This is a genomic window from Actinomycetes bacterium (genome assembly GCA_036000965.1).
GTDB lineage: Bacteria > Actinomycetota > CALGFH01 > CALGFH01 > CALGFH01 > DASYUT01.
In genome coordinates, this window is the sequence record DASYUT010000195.1 from 1 (window position 1) to 24,781 (window position 24,781).

The window sequence follows — 24,781 nt, forward strand, 5'->3', positions numbered from 1 at the left end:
GCGAGGTCGGACCGGCGGAACACCACGTTCCAGGTGATCCAGCCGAGCACCACCACGGTCTGCAGGACCAGGAAGCGGGCCGTGCCCAGGAAGCGGGCGATGGCCTCGGAGAAACGGCCGAACGCCTCGGGGTCGTAGTACTGGGTCTGGATCCGGGGCGCCCGCCTGCGGGGCGCCGCCAGGCGCGAGTCCCGGCGCGAGTCCCGGCGCTCTGCCTCCGGTGACCGGCGCGTCACGGTGCCTGCTCCAGGTCGCTGGCGCCGTTGCCACGGTGGGCGCCGTTGCCGTCCCCACTGTTGGTGCCGTTCGCGCGCGAGCGGGCCGGGCCGCGCCGCCACGCCTCGGGCAGCAGGTGGTCGAGCACGTCGTCGACCGACACCGCGCCAAGGAGCCGGCGCTGCCGGTCGCAGACCGGTGCGGCCAGCAGGTCGTAGGTGGCCAGGTACTCCGCCACCCGGCGGGTGGGGACGTCGGGCGGGAGGGTGTCCAGGTCGGTGTCGATGCAGGCGACGAGCGGGTCGCCCGGCGGCTCGCGGAGCAGGCGCTGGAAGTGGGCCACGCCCATGTAGGGGCCGGTCGGGGTCTGCGTCGGTGGCCGGACCACGAACACCTGGCCGGCCAGGGCAGGTGGCAGGTCGGGGTCGCGCACCCGGGCCAGCGCCTCGGCAACGGTGTCCGACGCCCGCATGATGACCGGCTCCGGGTTCATCAGCCCCCCGGCCGTCTCCTCGTCGTAGACGAGCAGGCGGCGCACGGGCTCGGCCTCGTCGGGGACCATGAGGGCGAGCAGCCGGGCCCGGTCCGCCTCCGACAGCTCGCCGAGCAGGTCGGCGGCGTCGTCGGGGTCCATCGCCTCGAGCACGTCCGCGGCCCGCTCGTCGTCCAGCCCGGCCAGCAGGCCGGCCTGGACCTCCTCGGGCAGCTCCTCCAGGGTGGCGGCCAGGCGGTCGTCGTCGAGGTCGTGGACCACGTCGCGCTGGGCCCGGGCGGGCATGGCCTGGAGCGCGGCGGCCAGGTCGGCTGGGCGGAGGCCGGCCAGGGCCGCGACCCGGCTCTCGGCCGTCTCGGCCGCCTCGAGTCCTTGCACCATGTCCCAGGGCAGCCGCAGGTGCCTGGCCCGGCGCCAGGGGCGCAGCCCGCCGGTCGGCTCGAGCACGTCCAGGGCCGTGACCACCCAGCCCTCGTGGCGGACCTGCCCGATGGCCACGTCGTTGACGCGCAGCTCCTTGCCGGTGTCACGGTGGCGGGCCCGGGAGTCGAGCAGCTCGCCCAGGACCAGCGTCTCCCCCGCCCGCTGCTCGAACGGCCGCAGGTTGACCGAGCCGGTGCGCAGGGTGGCACCGCTCTCGTCCAGCTCACCGACCCGTCCCATGGCCACGAAGATCGGGCGGCGCTGGACGACCACGGTCATGCCGAGGACGACCGGCGCCTCGCCAGGGCTGGCCTGGGCGATGACCACGTCGTTGATGCGCCCGATGGTCTCGCCGTTGGGCGCCCGCACGGGCAGCCGGGCCAGGCGGGACACGAACAGCTGCTCGGTCGTGGGGGCCATGTCGCTCACCTCCCGGCATGAGTGGTCCACCGGCCTTGCTGGGAGGACTCCCTGCCGGCGGTTACCTTGCGTTGAAGTACTTCGCCTCGGGGTGATGCACGATCACGGCCGAGGTGGACTGCTCCGGGTGGAGCTGGAACTCCTCGGACAGCTCGACGCCGATCCGCTCCGGGCGCAGCAACTCGAAGATCTTGCGCTGTTCCTCGAGGTCGGGGCAAGCCGGGTAGCCGAACGAGTAGCGCGAGCCCCGGTAGCCCTGGTCGAACAGCTCCTCGAGGTCGTCGGCGTCCTCGCCGGCGATGCCGAGCTCCTCGCGGACCCGCTTGTGCCAGTACTCGGCCAGGGCCTCGGCCATCTCCACGGTGACGCCGTGCAGCTCGAGGTACTCCCGGTAGCGGTCGGCGGCGAACAGCCTGGCGGTGGCCTCGGAAGCGGAGCGGCCCATGGTGACCACGTGGAAGGCGACCACGTCGCGCTCCCCGGAGGAGACCGGGCGGAAGAAGTCGGCCAGGCACAGGCGCCGGTCGCGGCGCTGGCGCGGGAAGGTGAAGCGGACCCACTCGCTGCCGTCGGAGCGCCAGACCACGAGGTCGTTGCCGTCGGCGTTGCACGGGAAGTAGCCGTACACCACGGCCGGGCGGAGGATCTGCTGGGCGACGGCCTCGTCCAGCAGGGCTCGCAGCCGCGGCCGGGCCTCGGTCTCCAGCGTGCGCCGCCAGCCCTCCCTGCCCCCGGACGGGCGGAGCTGCCACTGGCCCCGGAACAGGGCCGACTCGTTGAGGTAGGCGGCGACGTCGCGCACGGGGACGCCCTTGACGATCCTGGCCTCGCCGAGGAACGGCGGGGTGGGGACGGGCACGTCGGTGGCCACGTCGGAGCGGGCGACGGCCGAGGTGTCGGGCGCCTCGGGGGCGGGGCCGCGCGGCCCCTTGGGCGCGACCCGGGGCCTGCGCACCGGCTCCTTCTCCACCGGGGAACCCGACGCCCGCTCCTCGCGGAGCTGGTCCATGACGTTGAGCCCGGCGAACGCGTCCCGGCAGTAGAACACGCGCCCCTTGTAGATGCGGCGCAGGTCGCCCTCGACGTAGGTGCGGTTCAGGGCGGCCCCGCCGAGCAGCACGGGGTAGCGGTCCAGGCCGCGGGCGTTCAGCTCCTCGAGGTTCTCGCGCATGACCACGGTCGACTTGACCAGCAGGCCGGACATGCCGATCGCGTCGGCGCCGACCTCCTCGGCCTTGTCGATGATCGACGAGATCGGCTGCTTGATGCCGATGTTGTGGACCGAGTAGCCGTTGTTGGTGAGGATGATGTCGACCAGGTTCTTGCCGATGTCGTGGACGTCGCCCTTGACCGTGGCCAGCACCACCCGGCCCTTGCCGCCCTGGTCGGCCTTTTCCATGTGCGGCTCGAGGACGGCCACGGCAGCCTTCATCACCTCGGCCGACTGCAGCACGAACGGCAGCTGCATCTCGCCCGCGCCGAACAGGTCGCCGACGGTCTTCATGCCGGCCAGCAGCACCTCGTTGATGACGCCGAGGGCGCTGCGGGTCTCGAGCGCCTCGGTGAGGTCGGCCTCGAGCCCATCGCGCACGCCGTCGACGATGCGGCGCTGCAGCCGCTCGTCGATCGGCAGGGCGGCCAGGTCCTCGACCGTGGCCGACCTGGTGACCTCCTTGCCCTCGAACAGGGCCATGAACCGCTGCAAGGGGTCGTAGCCCTGCCGGCGCCGGTCGTAGACCAGGTCGAGCGCGACCTCGCGCTGCTCGGGGTCGATCCGGTGCATGGGCAGGATCTTGGCCGGCGACACGATCGCGGCGTCGAGCCCGGCCTCGCGCGCCTCGTGCAGGAACACCGAGTTGAGGACCTGGCGGGCGGCGGGCGACAGGCCGAAGGAGACGTTGGACACGCCGAGGATGGTCCGCACCCCGGGCAGCTCGGCCTTGATCCGGCGGACCGCCTCGATGGTGGCCATCGCGTCGCCGCGCAGGTCCTCCTGGCCCGAGCCGAGCGGGAAGGTGAGCGCGTCGAACACCAGGTCCTCGGGCGCGAGCCCATGCTTGCCCACGGCCAGGTCGTGGATGCGGTGGGCGATGCGCAGCTTCCACTCGACGTCGCGGGCCTGGCCCTCCTCGTCGATCAGCAGGGCGACCAGGGCGGCGCCGTACTGCCTGGCCATCGGGCAGACGGCGTCCATCCGCGCCTCGCCGTCCTCCAGGTTGACCGAGTTGACGATCGCCCGGCCGCCGAGGCGGGCCAGGCCCGCCTCGATCACGTCGGCCTGGGTCGAGTCGAGCATGACCGGCACCGTCGACTGCCGGGCGAGCTGCTCGACGAGGGTGTCCATGTCGGGCACGCCGTCCCGCCCGACGTAGTCGACGCAGACGTCGAGCACGTGGGCGCCCTCGCGGATCTGCTCCTTGGCCACGCCGGTCATGCCCTCGAGGTCGCCCTCGAGCATCAGGTCGCGGAACTTGCGGGAGCCGTTGGCGTTGCAGCGCTCCCCCACGGTCAGGTAGGTGAGGTCCTGGTCGAGCGGGACCGACTGGTAGAGGCTGGACAGGCTCGGCTCGGGGACCGGGTCGCGGGGCACCGGCGCGTGGCCGCCGACCGCCTCGACCACCTGGCGGACGTGCTCGGGGGTGGTGCCGCAGCAGCCGCCCACCACGTTCACGCCGAACTCGGCCACGAAGCGGGCGTGCGCCTCGGCCAGCTCGGCCGGGCTGAGCGGGTAGTAGGGGGCGCCGTCGCGCAGCTCGGGCAGGCCGGCGTTGGGCAGGCAGGACAGCGGCGTGCGGGCGTGCTGGGAGAGGTGGCGCAGGTGCTCGCCCATCTCGGCCGGGCCGGTGGCGCAGTTCATGCCGACGACGTCGACGCCGAGAGGCTCGATCGCGGTGAGCGCGGCGGCGATGTCGGAGCCGAGCAGCATCTGGCCGGTGGTCTCGACCGTCACCTGCACCATGAGCGGGACCTTGCGGCCGGCCCGGCGCATGCCGGCGTGGGCGCCTGCCACCGCCGCCTTGAGCTGGAGCAGGTCCTGGCAGGTCTCGACCAGCAGCACGTCGGCCCCGCCCGCGAGCAGCCCGGCGGCCTGGTCGGTGTAGGTGGCCAGCAGCGTGGCGTAGGTGGTGTGGCCCAGGGTGGGCAGCTTGGTGCCCGGGCCCATCGACCCGGCCACCCAGCGCGGCCGGCCGTCGGCTGCGAAGTCGTCGGCCACCTCGCGGGCCAGCCGGGCCGCCACCTCGTTCAGCTCGACCACCCGGTCGGCGATGCCGTACTCGTCGAGCACGACTGCCGACGCCCCGAACGAGTTGGTCTCCACCGCGTCGGCGCCCGCCTCGAAGTAGGCGGCATGGATGCCCTTGACCACGTCCGGCCGGGTCACGCTGAGGATCTCGCTGCACCCCTCGAGGCTCTCGTAGTCGTCGAGGGAGAGGTCGGCGGCGTGGAGCATCGTGCCCATGGCCCCGTCGAAGACCAGCACGCGCTCGCGCAGGGCGGCAAGGAAGTCGCGGTTCATGCCGGCCAGGGTAGCCGATCACCGCGCCCGGTTCCCAACAGCCAAGTACCCTTGGTCGGGTGAGCGCCCCCGACCTGACCGACCGCGCCGGCGAGCCCGGCGACCCGGGCGACCCTGGCTCGCGGACCGGGCTCCCCCAGCGCCGGGTCCTCGGGCAAGAGGTGCTGCTCGTGCTCGGCCTGTCGCTCGCCGCCTCGGCCGCCTACGCGCTCGTCAGCCTGCTCTCGGCCCCGATCAAGGGGGTGTCGGCGCCCGTGTTCTCCCGCGCGGGCCTGGCCTATCAGCTCCTGGACGTGGCCACCTCGCTGGTGCCGGTCGCGCTCGTCGCCCACTTCCTGGCCCGCTCGGGCGAGTCGCTGGCCAGCATCGGCCTGGACCTCCGGCGCCCCCGTGCCGACGCGGCCTGGGCGGTGGGGCTGGCCACTGCGGTCGGCGCGGTCGGGCTGGTCGTCTACGCGGCCGCGGTCGAGCTCGGGGTGAACCGGACGGTGGTGCCGGTGCCGCCCACCGGGCACTGGTGGACGATCCCGGTGCTGCTGCTCGGGGCCTTGCGCAGTGGCCTGCTCGAGGAGGTCGTCGTCTGCGGCTACCTGCTGCGCCGGCTCGGCCAGCTCGGCTGGTCGCCCGCCCGGGCACTCGCCGCGAGCGCGCTGCTCCGGGCCAGCTACCACCTCTACCAGGGCTTCGGCGGCTTCGTGGGCAACCTCGCCCTGGGCCTGCTCTTCGGCCGCATCTACCAGCGCCAGGGCCGGACCACCCCGCTCGTGCTCGCCCACTTCCTGGTCGACGCGGGCGCCGGCCTGGGCTACCTGGCCCTGCGGGGCAGGGTGAGCTGGCTGCCCCGCTAGCGGCAGCAGGACGCCAGCTGGTGCCAGGACGCCAGCCGGTGCCACGACCCGGAGCCGCCGACGCCGCGGTCAGTACGCGTCAGTACTTGTAGTGGCCCTGGACGCGGATGGCCAGCAGGCGGGCGCACTCCTGGATCGAGCCGGCGAACGACGGGTAGATCTGGAACGGCTGGGTGAGCTGCTGGGCGGTCAGCCGGTTGAACACCGCGATGGAGATGGGCGAGATCAGGTCGGAGGCGTAACCGGCGACGACCGCGCCGCCCACGATCGTGCCCGACCCGGGACGGGCCAGGAGCTTGACGAACCCGTCGTGCTGGTTGGCCATCTTGGCCCGGGAGTTGCCCGCCAGGGGCAGGGACTCGACCTCCACCTCGATCCCGGTCTTGGCGGCCCGCTGCTCCGACAGCCCCACCGTGGCGATCTGCGGGTCGGTGAAGATGGTGGCCGCGACCGCGTCCCAGCGCAGCGGGGCGACCGCCTGGCCGAGCAGGTGCCACATGGCGATGCGGCCCTGCATGGCCGCGACCGAGGCGAGCATCAGCTTGCCGGTGATGTCGCCGGCCGCGTAGATGCTCGGCACGGTGGTGCGGCTGACGCCGTCGACCACCACGCCGCCCTTGTCGTCGAGCGCCACCCCGACCTCCTCCAGGCCGATCCCGGCGGTCTGGGGCACCTGGCCGACGGTGAGCAGGACGTGGCTGCCCTCGACCGAACGGCCGTCCTCGAGGTGGACGACCGCGCCGGCGTCGGTCCGCTCGACCTTGGCCGCCCTGGCGTTCTTGACCGTGACGAGCCCGCGGCGCGCGAACACGTCCTCGACGACCATGGCGGCGTCGGAGTCTTCGCTGGGCAGCACGCGGTCGCGGCTGGCCACGAACGTCACCTCGGACCCGAAGCGCAGGAAGGCGGTGGCGTACTCGGCCCCGGTGGCGCCGGCGCCGACCACCACCAGGCGCTCGGGCACCGTCTCGAGGTCGTAGACGTCCTGGCTGGACAGGATGACCTCGCCGTCGGTGGGCGCGGTGGGCAGCTTGCGGGGGTCGGAGCCGGTGGCGACCAGGATCGCGTCGCCCTCGATCCGCTCGGTCCCGCCCCCCGCGAGCGCGACCTCGACCGTGCGCGGGTCGACCACGCGGCCCTTGCCGCGCAGGAGCCGCACGCCGTCGTCGACCACGCGCTTGGCGATGTCGTCGGACTGGGCCTGGGCCAGGTGGCGGACCCGGGCCTGGATCGTGGGGAGGTCCACCTCGTAGCGGGGGATCTCGTCCGACCGGGTCGTCCCCTCGAAGTGGACCCCGAGGCTGGGGGCGGTCTCCAGGGTCGAGAAGGCCTGGGCCGAGGTGAGCAGGGTCTTGGACGGCACGCAGTCCCAGAGCACACAGGCACCGCCGAGGCCCTCGTCGTTGACGATGGTGACCTCGGCGCCCAGCTCGGCGGCGACCAGGGCGGCCTCGTAGCCGCCCGGCCCGCCCCCGAGGATCACGACGCGCATGCCTCGATACTACCCGGCCTGGCCGGCCTCCTGACCGCTTCATCCAGGGTCCTGCGAGAACGCCTTCACCGCGGCCTCGACCCGGTACGGCTCCAGCGTCTCGCGCTGCTCCCGGGCACGGTCGACCAGGCGGTCGAAGTCGGCCGCTGCCAGCCGCCCGGACGCGCCGGCTACCGGCCGACGGCGTAGCCCTGCATGCCGCGGGGGTTGGCGGCGGCCCGGAGCAGGCCGGTGGCCGGGTCACGGCCGACCGCGGACAGCCGCCCGAGCGACCAGGGTCCGCCGACGACGACCTGGTGGCCGCGGCGGCGCAGGCCCTGGACCGCGTCGGGGCCGAGCCGCTCCTCGACCTCCACCACGCCCGGACGGTGCTCGCGGGGCCAGAACGAGCTGGGGAACGCGGTGGTGTGGAACGCAGGCGCGTCGACGGCGGCCTGGAGGTCCATGCCGAAGTGGACGTGGGCCAGGAACAGCTGCAGCGACCACTGGTCCTGCCCGTCGCCGCCTGGGGTGCCGAAGGCGAGCACCGCCTCGCCGTCGCGCAGCGCGAGCGTCGGGGAGAGCGTGGTGCGCGGGCGCTTGCCCGGCGCGAGCGAGTTCGGCAGCCCCTCCTCGAGCCAGAACATCTGGGCCCGGGTACCCAGCGGGAAGCCGAGCCCGGGCACCACCGGCGAGCTCTGCAGCCACCCTCCGCTCGGGGTGGCCGAGACCATGTTGCCGAAGCGGTCCACGGCGTCGACGTGGCAGGTGTCGCCGGCGACCCGGCCCACGGTCGGGTCCCCCACCCCGGCCACGGTCGGGCCCCCCGCCCTGGTCCCGACCCCGGCCACCCCGGCCCCCACCCCGGCCCCCACCCCGGCTGCGGCCACCCCGGCCCCGGCCGCGGTCACCCCGGCCCCGGCGGCCTCCGGAGCCACGGCCACGGTGCCGGGCAGGCGGGGCGGGCGGCCGTCGGGCGACCCGGGCCGCAGCTCCAGGGAGGCGTCCTCGCCGACCAGGCTCCGCCGCTCCGTCGCGTAGCCAGGGTCGAGCAGGGCGGCCAAGGGCACCTCGACCATCCGGGGGTCGCCGTACCATGCCTCCCGGTCGGCGAAGGCGAGCTTGGCGCACTCCACCACCGTGTGGACGTAGCCGGCGCTGCCGTGGCCGAGGCCGGGCAGGTCGAAGCCGGCCAGCAGCGCGAGCTGCTGCAGGAACACCGGCCCCTGGCCCCACGGACCGGTCTTGCAGACCGTCCAGCCGGCGTAGTCGAGCGTGGCCGGCTCCTCCACGCCCGCTCGCCAGCCGGCCAGGTCGTCGCCGGTGAGCAGCCCCGCGTGGGGCGTGCCGGAGACGTCCATGACCCCGTGGCCGGCGAACCGGTCGATAGCCTCGGCCACGAACCCGTCCGACCAGGCGGCCCGGGCCGCGTCGATGCGCGCCTCGCGGCCATGGGCAGCAGTTTCGGCCTCGGCGACCAGCCGCTCGTAGGTGACGGCCAGGTCGGGGTTGCGGAACAGCGTCCCCGGCGCGGGTGACCGGCCCCCGGGCAGCCAGACGGCGGCCGAGGTCGGCCAGTGGGCGGCGAACAGCCGCTCGGCGCCGGCGATGGTGGCGCTGATGCCGGGCACGACCGGGAAGCCGTCGGCGGCGTAGCCGATCGCGGGCGCGGCCACCTCGGCCAGGGGCAGGGTGCCGAAGTCGCGCAGCAGCAGCATCCAGGCGTCGAACGCGCCGGGCACGCACGCGGCCAGCAGGCCGGTGCCCGGCACCAGGTCCAGGCCGAGGTCGCGGAAGCGGCCGATCGACGCGGTCGCCGGCGCCGGGCCCTGCCCGGCGACCACCAGCGGCCGGTCCTGGCGGGCGTCCCAGAGCAGGATCGGCAGGTCACCGCCGGGGCCGTTGAGGTGGGGCTCGACCACCTGCAGGACCAGGCCGGCGGCGACCGCCGCGTCGAACGCGTTGCCGCCCCGCTCGAGCATGGCCATGCCGGCCGCGGACGCCAGCCAGTGGGTGGAGGCGACCATCCCGTGGGTGCCGAGCAGCTCCGGCCGTGTCGTGAACATGCTGAGAGCCTACCCGCCGCTCCGCCCCCACCCCCGCCTGGCCGCGGGGCCGGGGGCGGCGCGGCCAGGGCCGCTCAGGTGGCCCTGGAGAAGGCGCTCCAGAAGGGCACGAAGACCCAGAAGGCGAGCCCGAGGGCGATCAGGTTGACCCGGCTCCCAAAGGAGTAGCGGCCGGTGCCAGCGAACGCGGCCGCGACGAAGCAGGCCAGGGCGATGAAGTAGAAGAGGGCTTGCACGGTGATCGACATGGCGGGCATGGCGGGCGCGCTCCTTGCGAAGGGGATGCCTGGGCGGAAGGGGATGCCTGGGTCCCGGCCGCGCGGGACCGCACGGAGCTAATCACCATCGCGCCGTGCGGTCCGTCCGCAATTGGACGGAGTCGAGCAGGTCGAGCAGGTCGAGCAGGTCACATGGCGTCGGGCGGGCGGTAGGTGCCGAACACCTCGCGCAGCGTGTCGCAGACCTCGCCGACCGTGGCCATGCGGCGCAGCGCCTCCCGCATGGGCACGAGCAGGTTGTCGCTTCCCTCGGCGGCGTCGCTGAGGTCGGCCAGGGCGCCAGCGACAGACTCGGCGTCGCGCCCGGCCCTGACGTCGGCCAGCGACTTGGCCTGCGCCTCGGCGATGGCCGGGTCGAGCTGCAGGAGCTGTACCGGCTCCTCCTCGCCCTCGGTGTAGCGGTTCACGCCCACGACCACCTTGGTGCCCGCCTCCACCGCCCGGACGTGGTCGTAGGCCGAGCGCTCGATCTCCTCCTTCTGAAAGCCCCGCTCGATGGCGGGCACGGCGCCCCCGAGCTCGTCGATCCTGGCCATCAGCTCCCGGACCCGCGCCTCGACCTCGTCGGTCAGGTGCTCGACGAAGTACGACCCGGCCAGCGGGTCGACCGTGTCGGTCACGCCGGTCTCGTTGGCCAGCAGCTGCTGGGTGCGCAGCGCGAGCCGGGCGGCCGTCTCGCTGGGCAGGGCGAGGGCCTCGTCGAAGGAGTTGGTGTGCAGCGACTGGGTGCCCCCGAGCACCGCGGCGAGCCCCTGCACGGCCACCCTGACCACGTTGTTGAGGGGCTGCTGGGCGGTGAGCTGCACCCCGGCGGTCTGGGTGTGGAACCGCAGCATGCGCGACTTCGGGCTCTGGGCGCCGAAGCGGCTGGCCATCAGGTCGGCCCAGATGCGGCGGGCGGCCCGGAACTTCGCCGCCTCCTCGAACAGGGTCGTCCGGGCGACGAAGAAGAACGCAAGCCGGGGCGCGAAGTCGTCCACGGACAGGCCGGCGTCCAGGGCCGCCTGCACGTAGGCGACGGCGTTGGCGAGGGTGAAGGCGACCTCCTGGACCGCGGTCGCCCCAGCCTCGGCCATGTGGTAGCCGGAGATCGAGATGGTGTTGAAGCGGGGCAGCTCGCGGGCGCAGTAGCCGAACAGGTCGGTGGCGATCCGCAGGCTCGGGGCGGGCGGGTAGATGTAGGTGCCCCGGGCGATGTACTCCTTCAGCACGTCGTTCTGGACGGTGCCGGTGAGCAAGGCCGGGTCGACGCCCTGCTCCTCGCCGACGAGCTGGTAGAGCAGCAGCAGCACCGCGGCGGGCGCGTTGATCGTCATCGAGGTCGACACCTGGTCGAGCGGGATCCCCTCGAACAGGCGGCGCATGTCGACCAGCGAGTCGATCGCCACCCCGACCCGGCCGACCTCGCCGGCGGCCATCGGGTGGTCGGAGTCGTAGCCCATCTGGGTGGGCAGGTCGAACGCGACCGACAGGCCGGTCTGGCCGTGGCGCAGCAGGTAGCGGAAGCGGGCATTGGTCTCGGCGGCCGACCCGAAGCCCGCGTACTGCCGCATCGTCCACACCCGGCGCCGGTACATCGTCGGGTAGATGCCGCGGGTGAACGGGTCCCGCCCGGGCTCGCCGAGGGCGACGGCCGGGTCGAAGCCGGCCAGGTCGTCTGGGCCGTAGACGGTGTCGACCGGGATGCCGGACTCGGTCAGCCGCTCGTCGTCGTGCGCCATGCTTCCTCCCACGGGCCGCGCTCCCCGGCACCGCCACCTCGGCGTGCACCAGACTATCCCCGCCCGGGTGGCCGCGAAGCCTACCCGAGCAGCTCGAACTGCTGGAGGAACCGGTCAAGCAGGACGGTCGAGGAGGCCCAGTCGCGTTCGTTGGTCTGGAACAGCACGGAGTAGCGGCGGTGGAAGCTGACCAGCGACAGGTCCCACACGCGGGTGGGCCGGCCGTCCGGGTCGCGGTCGTAGGTGAACTCCCACACCGCGGCGCGCAGCGGTGTTCCTCCTGGCCGCTCGAAGGCCGAACGCTCGAGCGCGATCCGCCGGTAGGTGTGGCGCCTGGACTCGAGGCCGGCCTCGAGCTCCTCCCAGACCCGCAGCGGGTCCCGGGTGTCCTCGTCGACCTGGACCTTGAACCTCCTGCCGGTGTCGCCGGGCTCGACGAACTCCACCCAGGCGCCGTTCGGGTCGCGCCGGGTCGCCCAGCCGGCCGGATGTTGCAGGGCGTAGGTGCCGTTCGGGTCGGAGAAGCCCTGCCAGCGCTGGGCCGCTGGCCCGGATGCCCCGTCAGCCGGCGAGGCCGGGTCCGGCCCGAAGAGCCCGGCGCTGGTGGCCGCGCGCCAGCCCAGCAGCCCGAGCAGGAGCACGACGGCCACAGCCAGGCCGACCGTGAGGAGCCTCGGCCCGCGCCGCCGCGCCGGGGCCTTTGCCTGCGCCGGAGCCGGGGCCTGCGCCGAGGCCGCCGGCCCCGGTATGGTCGCCCTTCCTCCACCCGGCTGGGGGCTTCCCACCACTCGGGCGGTGGGGGCCGGGCCCGACCGGCCGGACATCGGTGCGAGCTGCGCGGTCACGCTGGCGGCTGGCGGGTCGGCGGGCGGCGGCCCGGTGGTGGCCGGGTCGGCGAGCAGCGGCCCGGCAGCGGGCGGGCCCGTCTCCGCCGCGGCCGGTGTACGGGCGGGTGGACCGTGGCGCGCGGGCGGGCCGCCGCCGAGGCGAACAGCTGGCGCCGCAGTGGCCTCCCCGGTGCCGCTGGCCCCGGCCGACCCCATGCCGCTGGCCCTGGCCGACCCACCTCGGCCGCGGCCCCCCGCCGACCCCGTGCCGCTGGCCCCTGCCGACCCCATGCCGCTGGCCCCTGCCGAGCCCGCGCCGCTGGCGCCGGCGGACCCGGTGCCGCTGGCGCCGGCGGACCCCGTGCCATTGGCCTCAGTGGCCACCTTGCGGAGCATGCGGCGCAGGTCCGAGGCGGTCAGGCGGTCGGCCGGGGACTTGCGCAGCAGGGCCGTGATGGCCGGCTCGAGCGGGCCCGCCCGCCGCATGGGGCGCGGGTCGGAGTGCACGACGGCGGCGAGGGTCGGAACGGGCCCGCCTCGCTCGAACGGCGGCTCCCCCTCGACCGCGAAGTACATCGTCGCGCCGAGGGCCCACAGGTCGGTGGGCGGCCCGACCGACCGCTGGTTGGCCTGCTCGGGTGCCATGTAGGCGGGCGAGCCGAGCAGCAGGCCGCTCGCGGTGACGGCCGGGTCGCCCTGGAGGGAGGCGATGCCGAAGTCGGCCAGCTTGGTGCTGCCGTCCTCGCACACCATGACGTTGCCCGGCTTGACGTCGCGGTGCACGATGCCGGCCCGATGGGCGGCCTCGAGGGTGTCGAGCAGCCCGAGGCCGATGGCCGCGGCTCGCGCGGGCGGCAGGGTTCCCTCGGCAGCCACCAGCTCGGTGAGGGTGGGCGCCCGTACGAGCTCCATGACGATGAACGGCCGTCCGTCCTCGTCCACGATGTCGTGGAGGATCACCGCGCCCGGGTGGTTCAAGCGGGCGGCCACGCGGGCCTCGCGCATCACCCGGCCCCGGATACGGGCCCGCTCGTCCTCGGCCAGGGTCGGCGGCAGCCGCACCTCCTTGATCGCCACCTCGCGGCCGAGCAGCGTGTCCTCGGCGCGCCAGACCACGCCCATGCCGCCGTGGCCGAGCGCGGGTACCCGCATGGCGTAGCGATTGGCGATGCGGCGTTCGACGCCGCTCTCCACCATCCGACCTCCCGGTCCCGGGCCCGATCACGGTCTGCCGCCAGCAAAGCCTAACCGCTCACGGTCACAGACCGCTCACGATCGAGGACCGCACCGGGGAGGGGCGGGTCAGCCCACCGTCCGGAGCGACTGCTCGACCCCGCTCCAGACCTCGCGCTCGACGCGCCCCCAGTCGCTCTCGGGGGCGTGGAAGACGAGCGAGAACCCCCAACGGCCCATCGCGACGTTGACGTCGCGCTCGCGCACCAGCCGGCCGCCGTCCTGGTAGGTGTACTCGAGGATGTAGGCCTGCTTGCCCTGGTACTCCCCGAAGCCCTTGGAGACCATGCGCAGCCCGTCGCCGCCGTGCTGCTTGCGGATGTGGCCTTCCCACACGTCTCCGGCCTGCTGCAGGTCGTTGGGTGGCGACTTGGACTGGATGAAGAAGCCCCAGTCCGACTCGGGCCCCCGGAAGTTGACCTGCCGGCCGCTCTGGCTGACCCTCCAGCTCGCCGGGACGGCCAGGGCGAAGCCGCGGTCCGGGTGGGACGAGAGCCGCCAGCCAGCGGGCACGCTCGGGCCGGCCGCGGTCGTCGTGGGCGCGGCGCTCGTGGGCGCGGCCGTCGTCCCTGGCGGGCGGGTGGTCGACGGCGCGGCCGTCGTGCCGCTCCCGCTCCTGCTCCCGGCGGCCCTCGAGGTCGCGGACGGCGGGCTGGCCTGGCGGCCGTCCCCGCCATTGAGCGCCCCCGGCAGCAGGGTGACGGCGAGCACGCCGACCACCGCGAGCAGCGCGGCGGCGAGCAGCAGCCCGCGCCGGGACCGCCCGGGGGCCACGCCCGGCACGGGCGCCGGCCGCTCGGGCGCCGGCCAGGCCGGCGCCGGCCGCAGGTCGCGGGCGGGCGCCTGGGCTGGGGAGGCTGGGGTCGGCGTGGGCGTCGGCGGCGGCGCCTCCACCGCGGGCGGCGCCGGCTCGTCCCGCGCCGACGGTGCCGCCTCGACCGGCGCCGCCTCCCCCGCCGGTGCCGTCTCCTCCCCCGCCGGCGCCTCCTCCTCCACGGCCGGCGCCGACTCCTCCACCGCTGGTGCCGCCTCGACCGGAGACGCCTCCTCCCCCGCCGGCGCCTCCTCCTCCACCGGCGGCGCCTCCTGCGGCGGAGCCGGCGGTGCCTCCTGCGGCGGAGCCGGCGGGGCCGCGGCTGTCTCCACGGCGGGCGGGCTGTCGTCGGTGTCCTCCGGGGCGGCGGGCGCGGCGGCCGGCCCGGGTCCCGGGGGCGGGACGGGGACCACAACGGGCAGGCGGGCGGTGGGCTCGTGCTCCTCCTCGGCGGGCGGGGGCTCGACCGGGGCCGCCTCCACTGTCGGCTGGCTGGCGGTGGCCTCCTGGCCGGCGGCCACGACCCGCTCGAGCTGGCCCTGGAGCTGGCCGGCGGACGGGCGCTCGGCCGCGGACTTGGCCAGCAGGGCCAGGATGACCGGCGCGAGCGCCCCGGCCCGGCGCATCGGGCGGGGCGGGTCGTGGACGACCGCGGTCAGGGTTGGGATGGTGCCCTGGCGCTCGAACGGCGGCTCCCCCTCGACCGCGAAGTACATCGTCGCGCCGAGGGCCCACAGGTCGGTGGGCGGGCCGCTCGGCCTGCCGTTGGCCTGCTCGGGCGCCATGTAGGCGGGCGAGCCGAGCACCAGGCCGGTCGAGGTGAGCTGCGGGTCGCCGGCCAGGGAGGCGATGCCGAAGTCGGCCAGCTTGGCGCCACCGTCCCTGGACGCGACCATGACGTTGCCCGGCTTGACGTCCCGGTGCACGATGCCGACCCGGTGGGCGGCGCGGAGCGCGTCGAGCACCTCGAGCCCGATCGCGGCCACCCGGTCGGGGGGCAGCGGGCCCTGCTCCCGGACCAGGTGGGCCAGGGTGGGCGCCTCGACGAGCTCCATGACGATGAAGGTGTGCCCCTCCTCCTGGACCACGTCGTAGAGGGTCACGGCGCCCGGGTGGTTCAGCCGGGCGGCCGCCCGCGCCTCGCGCAGCACCCGGGCCCGCACCGAGGCGAGCTCGGCGCTGCTCAGCGAGGGGGGCAGCTGGACCTCCTTGATCGCCACCTCACGGGCGAGCAGGGTGTCCTGGGCGCGCCAGACCACGCCCATGCCGCCTCGCCCCAGCGTGGCCTGGAGGGCGTAGCGGTTGGCGATGAGACGTTGGGTGGTGCGCTTGGCCATGTCCTCCAAGCTACCCGAGGCGCGCCGAGGTATCCAGGCGCCGGTGCGGCCCAGCGGGCCGGCGACGGCAAGGGAAGCAGCTTTGACCTGGGCAAGGAAAGCAGGCGTGACCTGCTGGTTCTGATCGAACGACAGTGCTTCGACGCGATGGTACAGTCCGTGTGGCACGGCTTTTGGACGCGCGGCGTGCCACCCCGGCCGCCGGCCTGAACGGCGGGCGCGGGCGCCCGGCCGTCGGTCCCCCCGGGGTCCAGGACGCCCAGGGGACGTCACGGCGCACCGTCCAGGAGGTGACTCCCGGGGATGCAACGCCTCGGAACGCTCTACCGCGGCCGCGAGGGCATGTGGACGTGGGTCCTGCACCGTGTCTCCGGCGTCGCGATCCTGTTCTACCTGTTCGCCCACGTCGTCGACCAGGCCCTGCTGAACGTCTCGCCCGAGGCCTACAACCGGGTCATCAACACCTACCGCAACCCGTTCGTCGGGCTGCTCGAGATCGGCCTGGCGGTCATCATCATCTTCCACGCACTGAACGGCCTGCGGATCATCCTGTTCGACTTCTGGTCCCAGGGCGTGGCGAGGCAGCGCCAGATGCTCTACGTCCAGACGGTGCTGTTCGTGCTCCTGGCGGTCCCGCCCGTGATCGCCATCGGCAGCAAGGTCATCGAGGAGCTGCGCTGATGAGCGTCGACGTCCCCCCGGCCCCGCTGCCCCGCGGCACGGCGGCCGACCGCCGCCAGCCGAAGATCAGCAAGAGCAACTTCGAGCTCTACGCCTGGGTGTTCATGCGTGTCTCGGGCGTGCTGCTGGTCTTCCTGGTGCTCTCCCACTTCGCGATCATGCACGTGTTCGACGGCGGCCTGTCGCGGGTCAACTTCGCCTTCGTCTCCGGCCGCTGGGCCAACCCGTTCTGGCGGGTCTACGACTTCGCCATGCTCACCCTGGCCATGCTCCACGGGGGCAACGGCCTGCGGGTGATCATCGACGACTACGCGCGCTCCGCCTACCGGCGCCTGGTCTACCAGAGCGTGAACGCGGTCGTGATCGGGCTGACCTGGGTGCTCGGCATGCTCACCATCTTCACCTTCACCCCGCAGAGCTAGCCGAGGAGCCACCATGACGCAGCAACACTCCTACGACGTCGTGATCGTGGGGGCCGGCGGGGCCGGCCTGCGCGCCGCGCTCGAGAGCTCCCTGCGGGCCCGGACCGCCGTGATCACCAAGCTGTACCCGACCCGCTCCCACACCGGCGCGGCCCAGGGCGGCATGTGCGCGGCCCTGGCCAACGTCGAGGAGGACAACTGGGAGTGGCACACCTTCGACACCGTCAAGGGCGGCGACTACCTGGTCGACCAGGACGCCGCCGAGGTCATGTGCCGCGAGGCGATCGAGGCCGTCTACGACCTCGAGCACATGGGCATGCCCTTCAACCGCACCCCTGAGGGGCTGATCGACCAGCGCCGCTTCGGCGGCCACACCCACCACCACGGCAAGGGCGCGGTGCGCCGCTCCTGCTTCGCGGCCGACCGCACCGGCCACATGATCCTGCAGACCCTCTACCAGCAGAACGTCAAGAACGGCACCACCTTCTTCGACGAGTTCTACGTGCTCGACCTGCTGCTGTCCGAGGGCAGGGCGGCGGGCGTGGTCGCCTACGAGCTGGCAACCGGCCAGCTGCACGTCTTCCGCGCCAAGAGCGTGGTCTTCGCCACCGGCGGCTACGGCAAGATGTTCAGGGTCACCTCCAACGCGCACGCGCTCACCGGCGACGGGCCGGCGGTCTGCTACCGCCGCGGCGTGCCCCTGGAGGACATGGAGTTCTTCCAGTTCCACCCGACCGGCCTGTACGGGCTGGGCGTGCTGCTGAGCGAGGCGGCCCGGGGCGAGGGCGGCATCCTGCGCAACTCCGACGGCGAGGCGTTCATGGCGCGCTACGCCCCCACCATCAAGGACCTCGCCCCGCGGGACATGGTCAGCCGCGCGATCTACACCGAGATCCGCGAGGGCCGCGGCGCCGGGCCCAGGCACGACTACGTCTACCTCGACGTGAGCCACCTCGACCCGGCGGTGATCGACGCCAAGCTGCCCGACATCACCGACTTCGCCCGCACCTACCTGGGCGTGGAGCCCAAGCACGAGGGCGTGCCGATCCAGCCGACCGCCCACTACGCCATGGGCGGCATCCCCACCAACGTCAGCGCCGAGGTGGTCGCCGACGCCGCCAACACGATCCTGCCCGGGCTGTACGCGGCCGGCGAGTGCGCCTGCGTCTCGGTCCACGGCGCCAACCGGCTCGGCACCAACTCCCTGCTCGACATCGTGGTGTTCGGCAAGCGCGCCGGCATCAACGCGGGCGAGCACGCCAACCGGGTCCGGCACGCCGAGCTGCCCGCCGACCCGGCCGGCGACGTGCGCCGCATGCTCGAGGACCTGAGCGGCCACCCGGAGGGCGAGCGCGCCGCCGCCATCCGCGCCGAGCTGCAGGTCAACATGGACGACAAGGCGAGCGTGTTCCGCGGCGAGACGCTGCTGAAGGAGATGGAGACGGAGCTGGCCTCGCTGCGCGAGCGCTACCGCCGCGTCTGGGTGCAGGACACCTCCAGGCGCTACAACACCGACCTGCTGGAGACCGTCGAGCTCGGCTTCCTGCTCGACCTGGCCGAGACGCTGGTGGTCTCCGCCCACGCCCGCGAGGAGAGCCGCGGCGGCCACTTCCGCGAGGACTTCCCCGCGCGCGACGACAAGAAGTGGCTCAAGCACACCCTGGCGCGCAAGACCGGCGACGGGGTCAAGCTCGACTACAAACCGGTCGTCATGACGCGATACGAGCCCATGGAACGAAAGTACTGATCGATGGACGTCACCCTCAAGGTCCGCCGCTTCAACCCGGAGACCGACCAGGCCCCCCACTTCGAGACCTACCAGGTCCCGGCCAACCCCATGGACCGGGTCCTCGACCTGCTCCACTACGTGAAGTGGAACATCGACGGGTCGCTCACCTTCCGACGCTCCTGCGCCCACGGCATCTGCGGCTCGGACGCCATGCTCATCAACGGCGCCAACCACCTCGCCTGCAAGGTGCTCGTCCGCGAGCTGGGCGACCAGATCACGGTCGAGGCGCTGCGCGGGCTGCCGCTGGTCAAGGACCTGCTGGTCGACATGGAGCCGTTCTTCCGCTCCTACCGCTCGGTGCTGCCCTACCTGATCAACGACGAGCCCGAGCCCGACACCGAGCGCCGGCAGTCGCCGGCCGAGCGGGAGCGCTTCGACGACACCACCAAGTGCATCCTGTGCGCCGCCTGTACCACCTCGTGCCCGGTCTTCTGGACCGACGAGGAGTATTTCGGGCCGGCGGCGATCGTGAACGCCCACCGCTTCATCTTCGACTCCCGCGACCGCGGCGCCGGCGAGCGGCTCGAGGTGCTCAACGACAAGGAGGGCGTGTGGCGCTGCCGCACCACCTTCAACTGCACCGACGCCTGCCCACGCGGCATCAAGGTGACCCAGTCGATCCAGGAGGTGAAGCGCGCCTTGCTGTTCCGCAAGGTGTGAGCCAGCAGCGGCAGGAGCGACTGAGGTCAGTCCCCCGGGTCGGGCTGGGACCGGCCACCGAGGTGCTCGGCCAGGAACCGCTCGGCGTGCGCGTAGAAGCGCAGCCGGTTGCCGGGCTTGGCGAAGCCGTGGCCCTCGTCCTCGAACAGCAGGTACTCGTAGGCGATGCCCTTGTCCCGCATGGCCGCGACGATCTGCTCGCTCTCGGCCTGCTTGACCCGTGGGTCGTTGGCCCCCTGGACGATCAGCACCGGGATCCGGATCTGCTCCACCCGCGACAGCGGCGACCGCGACCAGAGGAACTCCGCCTCGGTGTCGGGGTTGCCGACCCGGGTGTGGAACAGCGACACCATCGGCTTCCAGTACGGCGGGACCGACTCGATCAGCGTCTTCAGGTTCGACGGGCCGACGATGTCGACCGCGCAGCGGAACAGGTCGGGCGTGAAGGTCGCCCCGACCAGGGCGGCGTAGCCGCCGTAGGAGCCGCCGTAGATGGCCACCCGCGCCGGGTCGGCCCAACCCCGCCCGACCACGAAGCGCACCGCGTCGACCAGGTCGTCGTGCATGGCCCCGCCCCACTCGCGGTCGCCGGCGTTGAGGAACGCCTTGCCGTACCCGGTCGAGCCGCGGAAGTTGACCTGCACGCAGAGGTAGCCGCGGTTGGCCAGCCACTGCGCCTCCGGGTCCAGGCCCCAGGCGTCGCGCCACCACGGGCCGCCATGGACCTTGAGCACGGTCGGCAGCCCGGAGCGGGCCGCGCTCGGCGGGAAGCTGAGGTAGCCGTGGACCTCCAGACCATCCCTGGCCGTGTAGGTGAACGGCTCCATCTTGGCGAGCTGGTAGCGCTCCAGCTCGGGCCGGTGGGAGAACAGGAAGGTGGCCTCGCGCGCGGCGCGGTCCCAGGCGTAGTAGGACACCGGGCCGTCGTCGGCGGTGAAGGCGAGCAGCCAGGTCCGGTCGGCGTGGTCGCGGCCGAGGAAGGCGGGATCGCCGGGATGCACGGCGCGGATGGCGGCCAGCTCGTCGGCGAGCGCCGGGTCGAGCGCCTCCAGCTCCGCCCGGTCGCGCAGGACGCTGACCAGCTCGGGCTCGCGCGTGTCCGGGTGCAGCACCACGTTCTGGACGTCGTAGCGCGGATCCTCGAACAGCACCTTGCGGTCGCCGCCGGCCAGGTCCAGGCGGACCAGGCGGGCCGCGTTGGCCTCCTCGGAGCTGATCAGCAGCAGCGAGGAGCCGTCGCGGCTGAACGACACCGGGCTGGTGCCGAGGGCGTCCTCCTGGCCGACCAGCAGCGCCTGCCGCCACTCGCCCTCGCCGTCGTCGCGCACCATCACCGCCAGGCCGCCGTCCGGGGTGGCCGCCACGCCGCAGCGGACCCGCAGCTCGGCGTCGGCGACCCAGCCGACGAAGCCCGGGTTGGACGCCACCAGGTCGAGCCGCCCGCTGGCGAGGTCGGCCTGGTAGACGTCGTGCAGCTCGGGGTTGTCGCGGTTCAGCCCGACCAGCACCCGGTCGGGGAAGCGCTTGTCGGTCGCCACCAGCTGCGCCTGCACGCCGTCGAACGGGGTGAGGTCGCGCGTCTCGCCCGAGTCCAGGTCGACCGCGTACAGGTGCCAGTTCTCGTCGCCGCCGAGGTCCTGCACGTACAGCAGGTGGCGGTCGTCGTGCGCCCAGCGGTAGTCGCGGACGCCACGGTCGGTGTCGCGGGTGACCGGGGCGGCGTCGTCGGCGCCGACGTGGCCGACCCAGACGTTGAGCACCCCGTCGACCGGCGCCAGCCAGGCGATGCGGGTGCCGTCCGGCGAGATCGCCGGGCTCGCCTTCTCCGGGTTGCCGAACAGGACCTCGCGGGGAATCAGTTGCGTCGTCATCTCCCTATTCAACCACCGGCCGACCTGGCTGGCAGGGCCGCACCCGGTCGGCCGGGCCAGGACGGCGCCGCGGCGGGCCGGTGTCAGCGCTCCCGTGCGGTCCACGCCAGCAGCTCGGCGGCCGGCAGGGCGTTCACCACCGTCTCGGGCGTCACGCCGCAGGCGAACGCGCGCTCGCAGCCGTTCACCTGCCAGTCGAGCTGCCCGGGGGCGTGCGCGTCGGTGTCGATCGCGATGCGGCAGCCGGCCTCCACCGCCAGCCGCAGCAGGCGCTTGGGGGGGTCGAGCCGCTCGGGCCGGGAGTTGACCTCCACCGCGACGCCGTGCTCGGCGCAGGCGGCGAACACCGCCGCGGGGTCGAACTCGCTCTCCGGCCGCCGCCCCCGGCCCCCGGTGATCAGCCGGCCGGTGCAGTGGCCCAGGACGTCGGTGTGCGGGTTGCGGATCGCCGCCACCATGCGCCTGGTCATCTCCCGCGCCGGCATGCGCAGCTTCGAATGGACGCTCGCGACCACCACGTCAAGGCCGGCGAGCAGCTCCTCCTCCTGGTCCAGGGCGCCGTCCTCCAGGATGTCCACCTCGATCCCCGTCAGGATCCTGAACGGCGGCGTGGCGGCCTCCAGCTCCTGGTTGAGGCGGGCGACCTCGTCGAGCTGACGCCGCAGGCGCTCCGGTTCCAGCCCACGGGCGACCGTCAGCCTGGGCGAGTGGTCGGTGAGCGCGACGTACTCGTGGCCGAGGCCGCGGGCGGTCTCGGCCATCTCCCGGATGGGGCTGCCGCCGTCCGACCAGTCGCTGTGGGCGTGGAGGTCGCCGCGCAACGCGGCGCGCAGGACGGCGGCGCCCTCCGCGACCGGCTGGCCCTCGGTCGCCTCCAGGCGCCGCAGGTAGACGGGCACCTCGCCGACGAGCGCCTCGCGCACGACCCGCTCGGTGACCTCGCCGATGCCCGGCAGGGCGCGCAGGCCGCCGCCGGCGGCGAGCCTGACCAGCTCGTCGGGGTCCAGGCGCTCGACGGTGGCCGCCGCCCGCCGGAAGGCGCGCACCCGGTAGCTCGGCTCGAGCGCCCGCTCGAGCAGGAAGGCGATGCGGCGCAGCGCCTCGACCGGCGTCAGACTCGCTGGCTCAGGCATGGCCGCCTCAGGCCCGCATGGTGCTCGCGCCGCCGAGCACCTCGACCAGCCGGGCGAGGGCGCGCCTGGTGGTCGGTGCCATGGCGCGGTCGAAGGCCTGGTCGAGCGGGACCCACTCGAGCCAGGTGTGCTCGGACGGCTCGGCGTTGCGCACCTGCCCGCGCCAGGCGGTGGCCACGAAGAACGCGTCGGCACGGTCGCCGTCGTGGAAGCAGCCGAGCGGCGCCACGTCCAGCGGCTCGATGTCGGCCTCCTCGCGGACCTCGCGCAGCAGCGCCGCCAGCAGGCTCTCGCCCGGCTCGGGCTTGCCGCCCAGCGCGTCCCAGGCGCCCGGGTAGCGGCGGCCATGGCTCTCGGTGCGCCGGCCGAGCAGCACGTGGGGCGGGTCGAGCAGGAACAGCGCCGCGCTGGCCGCCTCGGCGACGGGCACCTCCCGGACCAGCTCGGAGGCGCCGACCGCGGCGCGGTGCAGGGGACGCCAGGCACGGTCGGGCTCCTGGGCCATGAGGGTGATCTCGCTGAGCGGGAAGCTGGCTCGGAAGCCGGCCAGGTCGGCCGCTGCCGCCTCCAGCTCGGCGGCGGGCAGCTCCTGGGCGACGGTCACGTGCGGGCGGTACGGGTGCGTACGGCGCCCGAGCGGCTCGGCCCGCAGGGCCGCCTCCAGCCCGGCCAGGGCCGCGGCGCCGTCGTCGACGGCCAGGTAGGTGACCGGGCTGCCCGGCAGGAAGGTGGCGGCGCCGCGCAGGGTCACGGCCGCCGGCAATGCTCCGGCGGCGGCCCGGTCGACCAGCGCGACCGCGGCGTCGACCTGCTCCTCGGGCACGGACTGTGGCGGGACCAGGGTGAGGTGCGGCGCGATGCGCTCGCGGGTGGGCTCACGGAGGGCCCGCCGCCAGGCCTGCACGTGCGTGGCGACCGGCTCCGGCAGCAGGACGACCACGCCCAGCCGGCGCTTGGGCACCTCAGCCGGGCTGGCCGGGGAGGAAACCCATGCGCTCCTTGACCTCGGCCAGGGTCTCGCGGGCGACGGCGCGCGCCTTGTCGGCGCCGGCGGCCAGGATCGCGGCCAGCCGCCGGGGGTCCTCCGCCAGCTCGTAGTAGCGCTGCTGCACCGGGGCGAGGAACGTGACCAGCGCGTCGGCCAGGTCGGCCTTGAACTCGCCGTAGCCCCTGCCGGCGTAGGCCAGCTCCAGCTCGCCGACGGACTGGCCGCTGGCGATGGCAAACAGCTCCAGCAGGTTGGAGATGGCCGGCTTGTCGGGCCGCGCGGCCACCTCCCTTCCGGAGTCGGTCACCGCCGAGCGCACCTTCTTGCGGATCACCTCGGGCGGGTCGAGCAGCTCGATGCGGCCGTTCGCCGACGCCGCCGACTTCGACATCTTCGCCTCTGGCTGCTGCAGGTCCATGACGCGGCCGCCCACCTTGGGGATGTACGGCTCCGGCAGGGGGAAGGTGACCCCGTAGCGGTGGTTGAAGGTGCCGGCGACCTCGCGGGCGAGCTCGAGGTGCTGGCGCTGGTCCTCCCCCACCGGCACGCGGTCGGCCTTGTAGATCAGGATGTCGGCCGCCTGCAGCACCGGGTAGTTGAAGTAGCCCGCCGGCACGGCGCCCTCGCTGCCCTGGGCCGCCTTCGCCTTGAACTGGGTCATGCGGCGCAGCTCGCCCACGGTCACGATGCTGTTGAACATCCAGGCCAGCTCGGTGTGCTCGGGCACGTGCGACTGCACGAAGATGGTGCACACCTCGGGATCGAGGCCGCAGGCGAGCAGGATGGCGGCCACCTCGAGGGTGCGCGCGCGCAGCTCCGCCGGCTCGTACGGCAGCGTGATCGCGTGCAGGTCCACCACCGGGTAGTAGGCCTCGAACTCGTGCTGCTGGTCGACCCACTGCCGGAAGGCCCCGACGTAGTTGCCGAGATGCGTGTTGGTAAGACTGTGTGGGCGGCCCTGGCTCTTGTCAACCTTGTCGGCGCCGCTGGGTTGGACGCCTGACAGGATTCTCCGCTTCTTCTCCACTCGCTGGCCTCCCTGGTCGAGGCGACGATATCACTGGCGAGCAGCGGTCCAGCGGTCCTGTTCAGGGACCCTGAACAGGGCACCCCTCGGGCACGATTGCTACGGGGTACCCGCAGCCACGCGAAGGGCGCCCCAGCCATCGGCCAGGGCGCCCGTTGCGGTCGCGCTCAGCTCCTTGGGGTCATGCCTCCCAGGCCCAGACGGGCAAGAGCCCCGCCTTCTGCTCGGCAAACGCGCCCGTCCAGATCAGTGCAGCGTTCTGGCCGCGGGTCTCGGTTGCCAGCGCCCGCCGCGCAAGTGGCGAGTACATCTCGGCGTGGGAGCGGTAGGCCGCCTCCTCGCCGTGGCGGTCGAACGTCCGCCCCGCGGCGCCGTGGCCGAAGAGGTCATGCACCGCGCGGAACAGGTCGTTCTCGGCCGCCGTCATCAGTCGAACCTTGTCGCTGCTGGGTGATAATTGGTCGCTCGTCCCGGCGCAGGAGGGTGCCGATGCCAGAGACGGTCAGGCGGGGATCGAGCGGTCTGGCCGTCCGCGAAGCCCAGTAC

The 24,781-nt window shown here is 73.7% G+C and carries 19 protein-coding genes; 5 read left to right on the top strand and 14 right to left on the bottom strand.

Annotated elements, in window-relative coordinates; all coding sequences use genetic code 11:
• The 3 genes from VG276_18070 to metH all read right to left on the bottom strand — a co-directional run.
• Positions 1-236, bottom strand: a 236-nt coding sequence (locus VG276_18070) for a hypothetical protein (GenBank protein ID HEV8651239.1), incomplete at its 3' end; no start/stop codon positions are given.
• A complete protein-coding gene (locus tag VG276_18075; GenBank protein ID HEV8651240.1) occupies positions 233-1,552 on the bottom strand; it encodes a CBS domain-containing protein in 1,320 nt (439 codons plus the stop codon). The genes VG276_18070 and VG276_18075, both read right to left, overlap by 4 nt.
• A 61-nt stretch (positions 1,553-1,613) precedes the next feature.
• Positions 1,614-5,069: a methionine synthase gene (metH, locus tag VG276_18080; protein HEV8651241.1), complete on the bottom strand. Its 3,456-nt coding sequence runs from the start codon at positions 5,067-5,069 to the stop codon at positions 1,614-1,616.
• 59 nt (positions 5,070-5,128) lie between these two features.
• On the opposite strand from metH, the gene VG276_18085 reads away from it, so the two are divergent.
• On the top strand, positions 5,129-5,917 hold the full coding sequence (locus VG276_18085; protein HEV8651242.1) for a type II CAAX endopeptidase family protein: 789 nt from the start codon (positions 5,129-5,131) through the stop codon (positions 5,915-5,917).
• A gap of 79 nt (positions 5,918-5,996) precedes the next feature.
• On the opposite strand, the gene VG276_18090 is transcribed toward VG276_18085, so the two are convergent.
• The 6 genes from VG276_18090 to VG276_18115 all read right to left on the bottom strand — a co-directional run bounded on the left by VG276_18090 (position 5,997) and on the right by VG276_18115 (position 15,664).
• Positions 5,997-7,409, bottom strand: coding sequence for an NAD(P)H-quinone dehydrogenase (locus VG276_18090; protein ID HEV8651243.1), 1,413 nt, complete (start codon positions 7,407-7,409; stop codon positions 5,997-5,999).
• A 170-nt stretch (positions 7,410-7,579) separates the two neighbouring features.
• On the bottom strand, positions 7,580-9,454 hold the full coding sequence (locus tag VG276_18095) for a gamma-glutamyltransferase family protein (protein HEV8651244.1): 1,875 nt from the start codon (positions 9,452-9,454) through the stop codon (positions 7,580-7,582).
• Positions 9,455-9,528: 74 nt separating this feature from the next.
• Positions 9,529-9,711: a hypothetical protein gene (locus VG276_18100; GenBank protein ID HEV8651245.1), complete on the bottom strand. Its 183-nt coding sequence runs from the start codon at positions 9,709-9,711 to the stop codon at positions 9,529-9,531.
• 149 nt (positions 9,712-9,860) lie between these two features.
• Entirely contained in the window at positions 9,861-11,453 is a 1,593-nt protein-coding gene (locus VG276_18105) for a methylmalonyl-CoA mutase family protein (protein ID HEV8651246.1), read from the bottom strand.
• A gap of 80 nt (positions 11,454-11,533) precedes the next feature.
• Positions 11,534-13,477, bottom strand: a complete 1,944-nt coding sequence (locus tag VG276_18110) for a protein kinase (protein HEV8651247.1) — start codon at positions 13,475-13,477, stop codon at positions 11,534-11,536.
• 105 nt (positions 13,478-13,582) lie between these two features.
• Entirely contained in the window at positions 13,583-15,664 is a 2,082-nt protein-coding gene (locus tag VG276_18115) for a protein kinase (protein ID HEV8651248.1), read from the bottom strand.
• Between the two features lie 303 nt (positions 15,665-15,967).
• On the opposite strand from VG276_18115, the gene sdhC reads away from it, so the two are divergent.
• Genes sdhC through VG276_18135 form a run of 4 tightly spaced genes read left to right on the top strand, consistent with a single transcriptional unit; the run spans position 15,968 to position 19,216 of the window.
• Complete coding sequence (gene sdhC / locus VG276_18120; protein ID HEV8651249.1) at positions 15,968-16,345, top strand: succinate dehydrogenase, cytochrome b556 subunit; 378 nt, start codon at positions 15,968-15,970, stop codon at positions 16,343-16,345.
• Positions 16,345-16,767: a succinate dehydrogenase hydrophobic membrane anchor subunit gene (locus VG276_18125; GenBank protein ID HEV8651250.1), complete on the top strand. Its 423-nt coding sequence runs from the start codon at positions 16,345-16,347 to the stop codon at positions 16,765-16,767. Before sdhC ends, VG276_18125 begins: the two co-directional genes overlap by 1 nt.
• Positions 16,768-16,780: 13 nt before the next feature.
• Positions 16,781-18,514, top strand: coding sequence for a succinate dehydrogenase flavoprotein subunit (sdhA, locus tag VG276_18130; protein HEV8651251.1), 1,734 nt, complete (start codon positions 16,781-16,783; stop codon positions 18,512-18,514).
• 3 nt (positions 18,515-18,517) lie between these two features.
• Positions 18,518-19,216: a succinate dehydrogenase iron-sulfur subunit gene (locus VG276_18135; protein ID HEV8651252.1), complete on the top strand. Its 699-nt coding sequence runs from the start codon at positions 18,518-18,520 to the stop codon at positions 19,214-19,216.
• Positions 19,217-19,242: 26 nt separating this feature from the next.
• On the opposite strand, the gene VG276_18140 is transcribed toward VG276_18135, so the two are convergent.
• The 5 genes from VG276_18140 to VG276_18160 all read right to left on the bottom strand — a co-directional run bounded on the left by VG276_18140 (position 19,243) and on the right by VG276_18160 (position 24,662).
• Complete coding sequence (locus VG276_18140; GenBank protein ID HEV8651253.1) at positions 19,243-21,087, bottom strand: S9 family peptidase; 1,845 nt, start codon at positions 21,085-21,087, stop codon at positions 19,243-19,245.
• Between the two features lie 83 nt (positions 21,088-21,170).
• The gene (locus VG276_18145) at positions 21,171-22,202 is read right to left on the bottom strand and encodes a PHP domain-containing protein (GenBank protein ID HEV8651254.1); all 1,032 of its coding nucleotides are present in this window, start codon (positions 22,200-22,202) and stop codon (positions 21,171-21,173) included.
• A gap of 25 nt (positions 22,203-22,227) precedes the next feature.
• On the bottom strand, positions 22,228-23,181 hold the full coding sequence (locus VG276_18150; protein HEV8651255.1) for a 2'-5' RNA ligase family protein: 954 nt from the start codon (positions 23,179-23,181) through the stop codon (positions 22,228-22,230).
• A 1-nt stretch (position 23,182) separates the two neighbouring features.
• Positions 23,183-24,235: a tryptophan--tRNA ligase gene (gene trpS, locus VG276_18155; protein ID HEV8651256.1), complete on the bottom strand. Its 1,053-nt coding sequence runs from the start codon at positions 24,233-24,235 to the stop codon at positions 23,183-23,185.
• 181 nt (positions 24,236-24,416) lie between these two features.
• The gene (locus VG276_18160) at positions 24,417-24,662 is read right to left on the bottom strand and encodes a hypothetical protein (GenBank protein HEV8651257.1); all 246 of its coding nucleotides are present in this window, start codon (positions 24,660-24,662) and stop codon (positions 24,417-24,419) included.
• Positions 24,663-24,781 lie beyond the last annotated feature (119 nt).

Coding starts and splice junctions, on each gene's coding strand:
- VG276_18075 (HEV8651240.1), bottom strand. CDS start 1,552: ATGGCCCCCACGACCGAGCAGCTGTTCGTGTCCCGCCTGGCCCGGCTG.
- VG276_18140 (HEV8651253.1), bottom strand. CDS start 21,087: ATGACGACGCAACTGATTCCCCGCGAGGTCCTGTTCGGCAACCCGGAG.
- VG276_18090 (HEV8651243.1), bottom strand. CDS start 7,409: ATGCGCGTCGTGATCCTCGGGGGCGGGCCGGGCGGCTACGAGGCCGCC.
- VG276_18100 (HEV8651245.1), bottom strand. CDS start 9,711: ATGCCCGCCATGTCGATCACCGTGCAAGCCCTCTTCTACTTCATCGCC.
- VG276_18110 (HEV8651247.1), bottom strand. CDS start 13,477: ATGGTGGAGAGCGGCGTCGAACGCCGCATCGCCAATCGCTACGCCATG.
- sdhA (HEV8651251.1), top strand. CDS start 16,781: ATGACGCAGCAACACTCCTACGACGTCGTGATCGTGGGGGCCGGCGGG.
- VG276_18105 (HEV8651246.1), bottom strand. CDS start 11,453: ATGGCGCACGACGACGAGCGGCTGACCGAGTCCGGCATCCCGGTCGAC.
- VG276_18095 (HEV8651244.1), bottom strand. CDS start 9,454: ATGTTCACGACACGGCCGGAGCTGCTCGGCACCCACGGGATGGTCGCC.
- metH (HEV8651241.1), bottom strand. CDS start 5,069: ATGAACCGCGACTTCCTTGCCGCCCTGCGCGAGCGCGTGCTGGTCTTC.
- VG276_18125 (HEV8651250.1), top strand. CDS start 16,345: ATGAGCGTCGACGTCCCCCCGGCCCCGCTGCCCCGCGGCACGGCGGCC.
- sdhC (HEV8651249.1), top strand. CDS start 15,968: ATGCAACGCCTCGGAACGCTCTACCGCGGCCGCGAGGGCATGTGGACG.
- VG276_18135 (HEV8651252.1), top strand. CDS start 18,518: ATGGACGTCACCCTCAAGGTCCGCCGCTTCAACCCGGAGACCGACCAG.
- VG276_18115 (HEV8651248.1), bottom strand. CDS start 15,664: ATGGCCAAGCGCACCACCCAACGTCTCATCGCCAACCGCTACGCCCTC.
- VG276_18160 (HEV8651257.1), bottom strand. CDS start 24,662: ATGACGGCGGCCGAGAACGACCTGTTCCGCGCGGTGCATGACCTCTTC.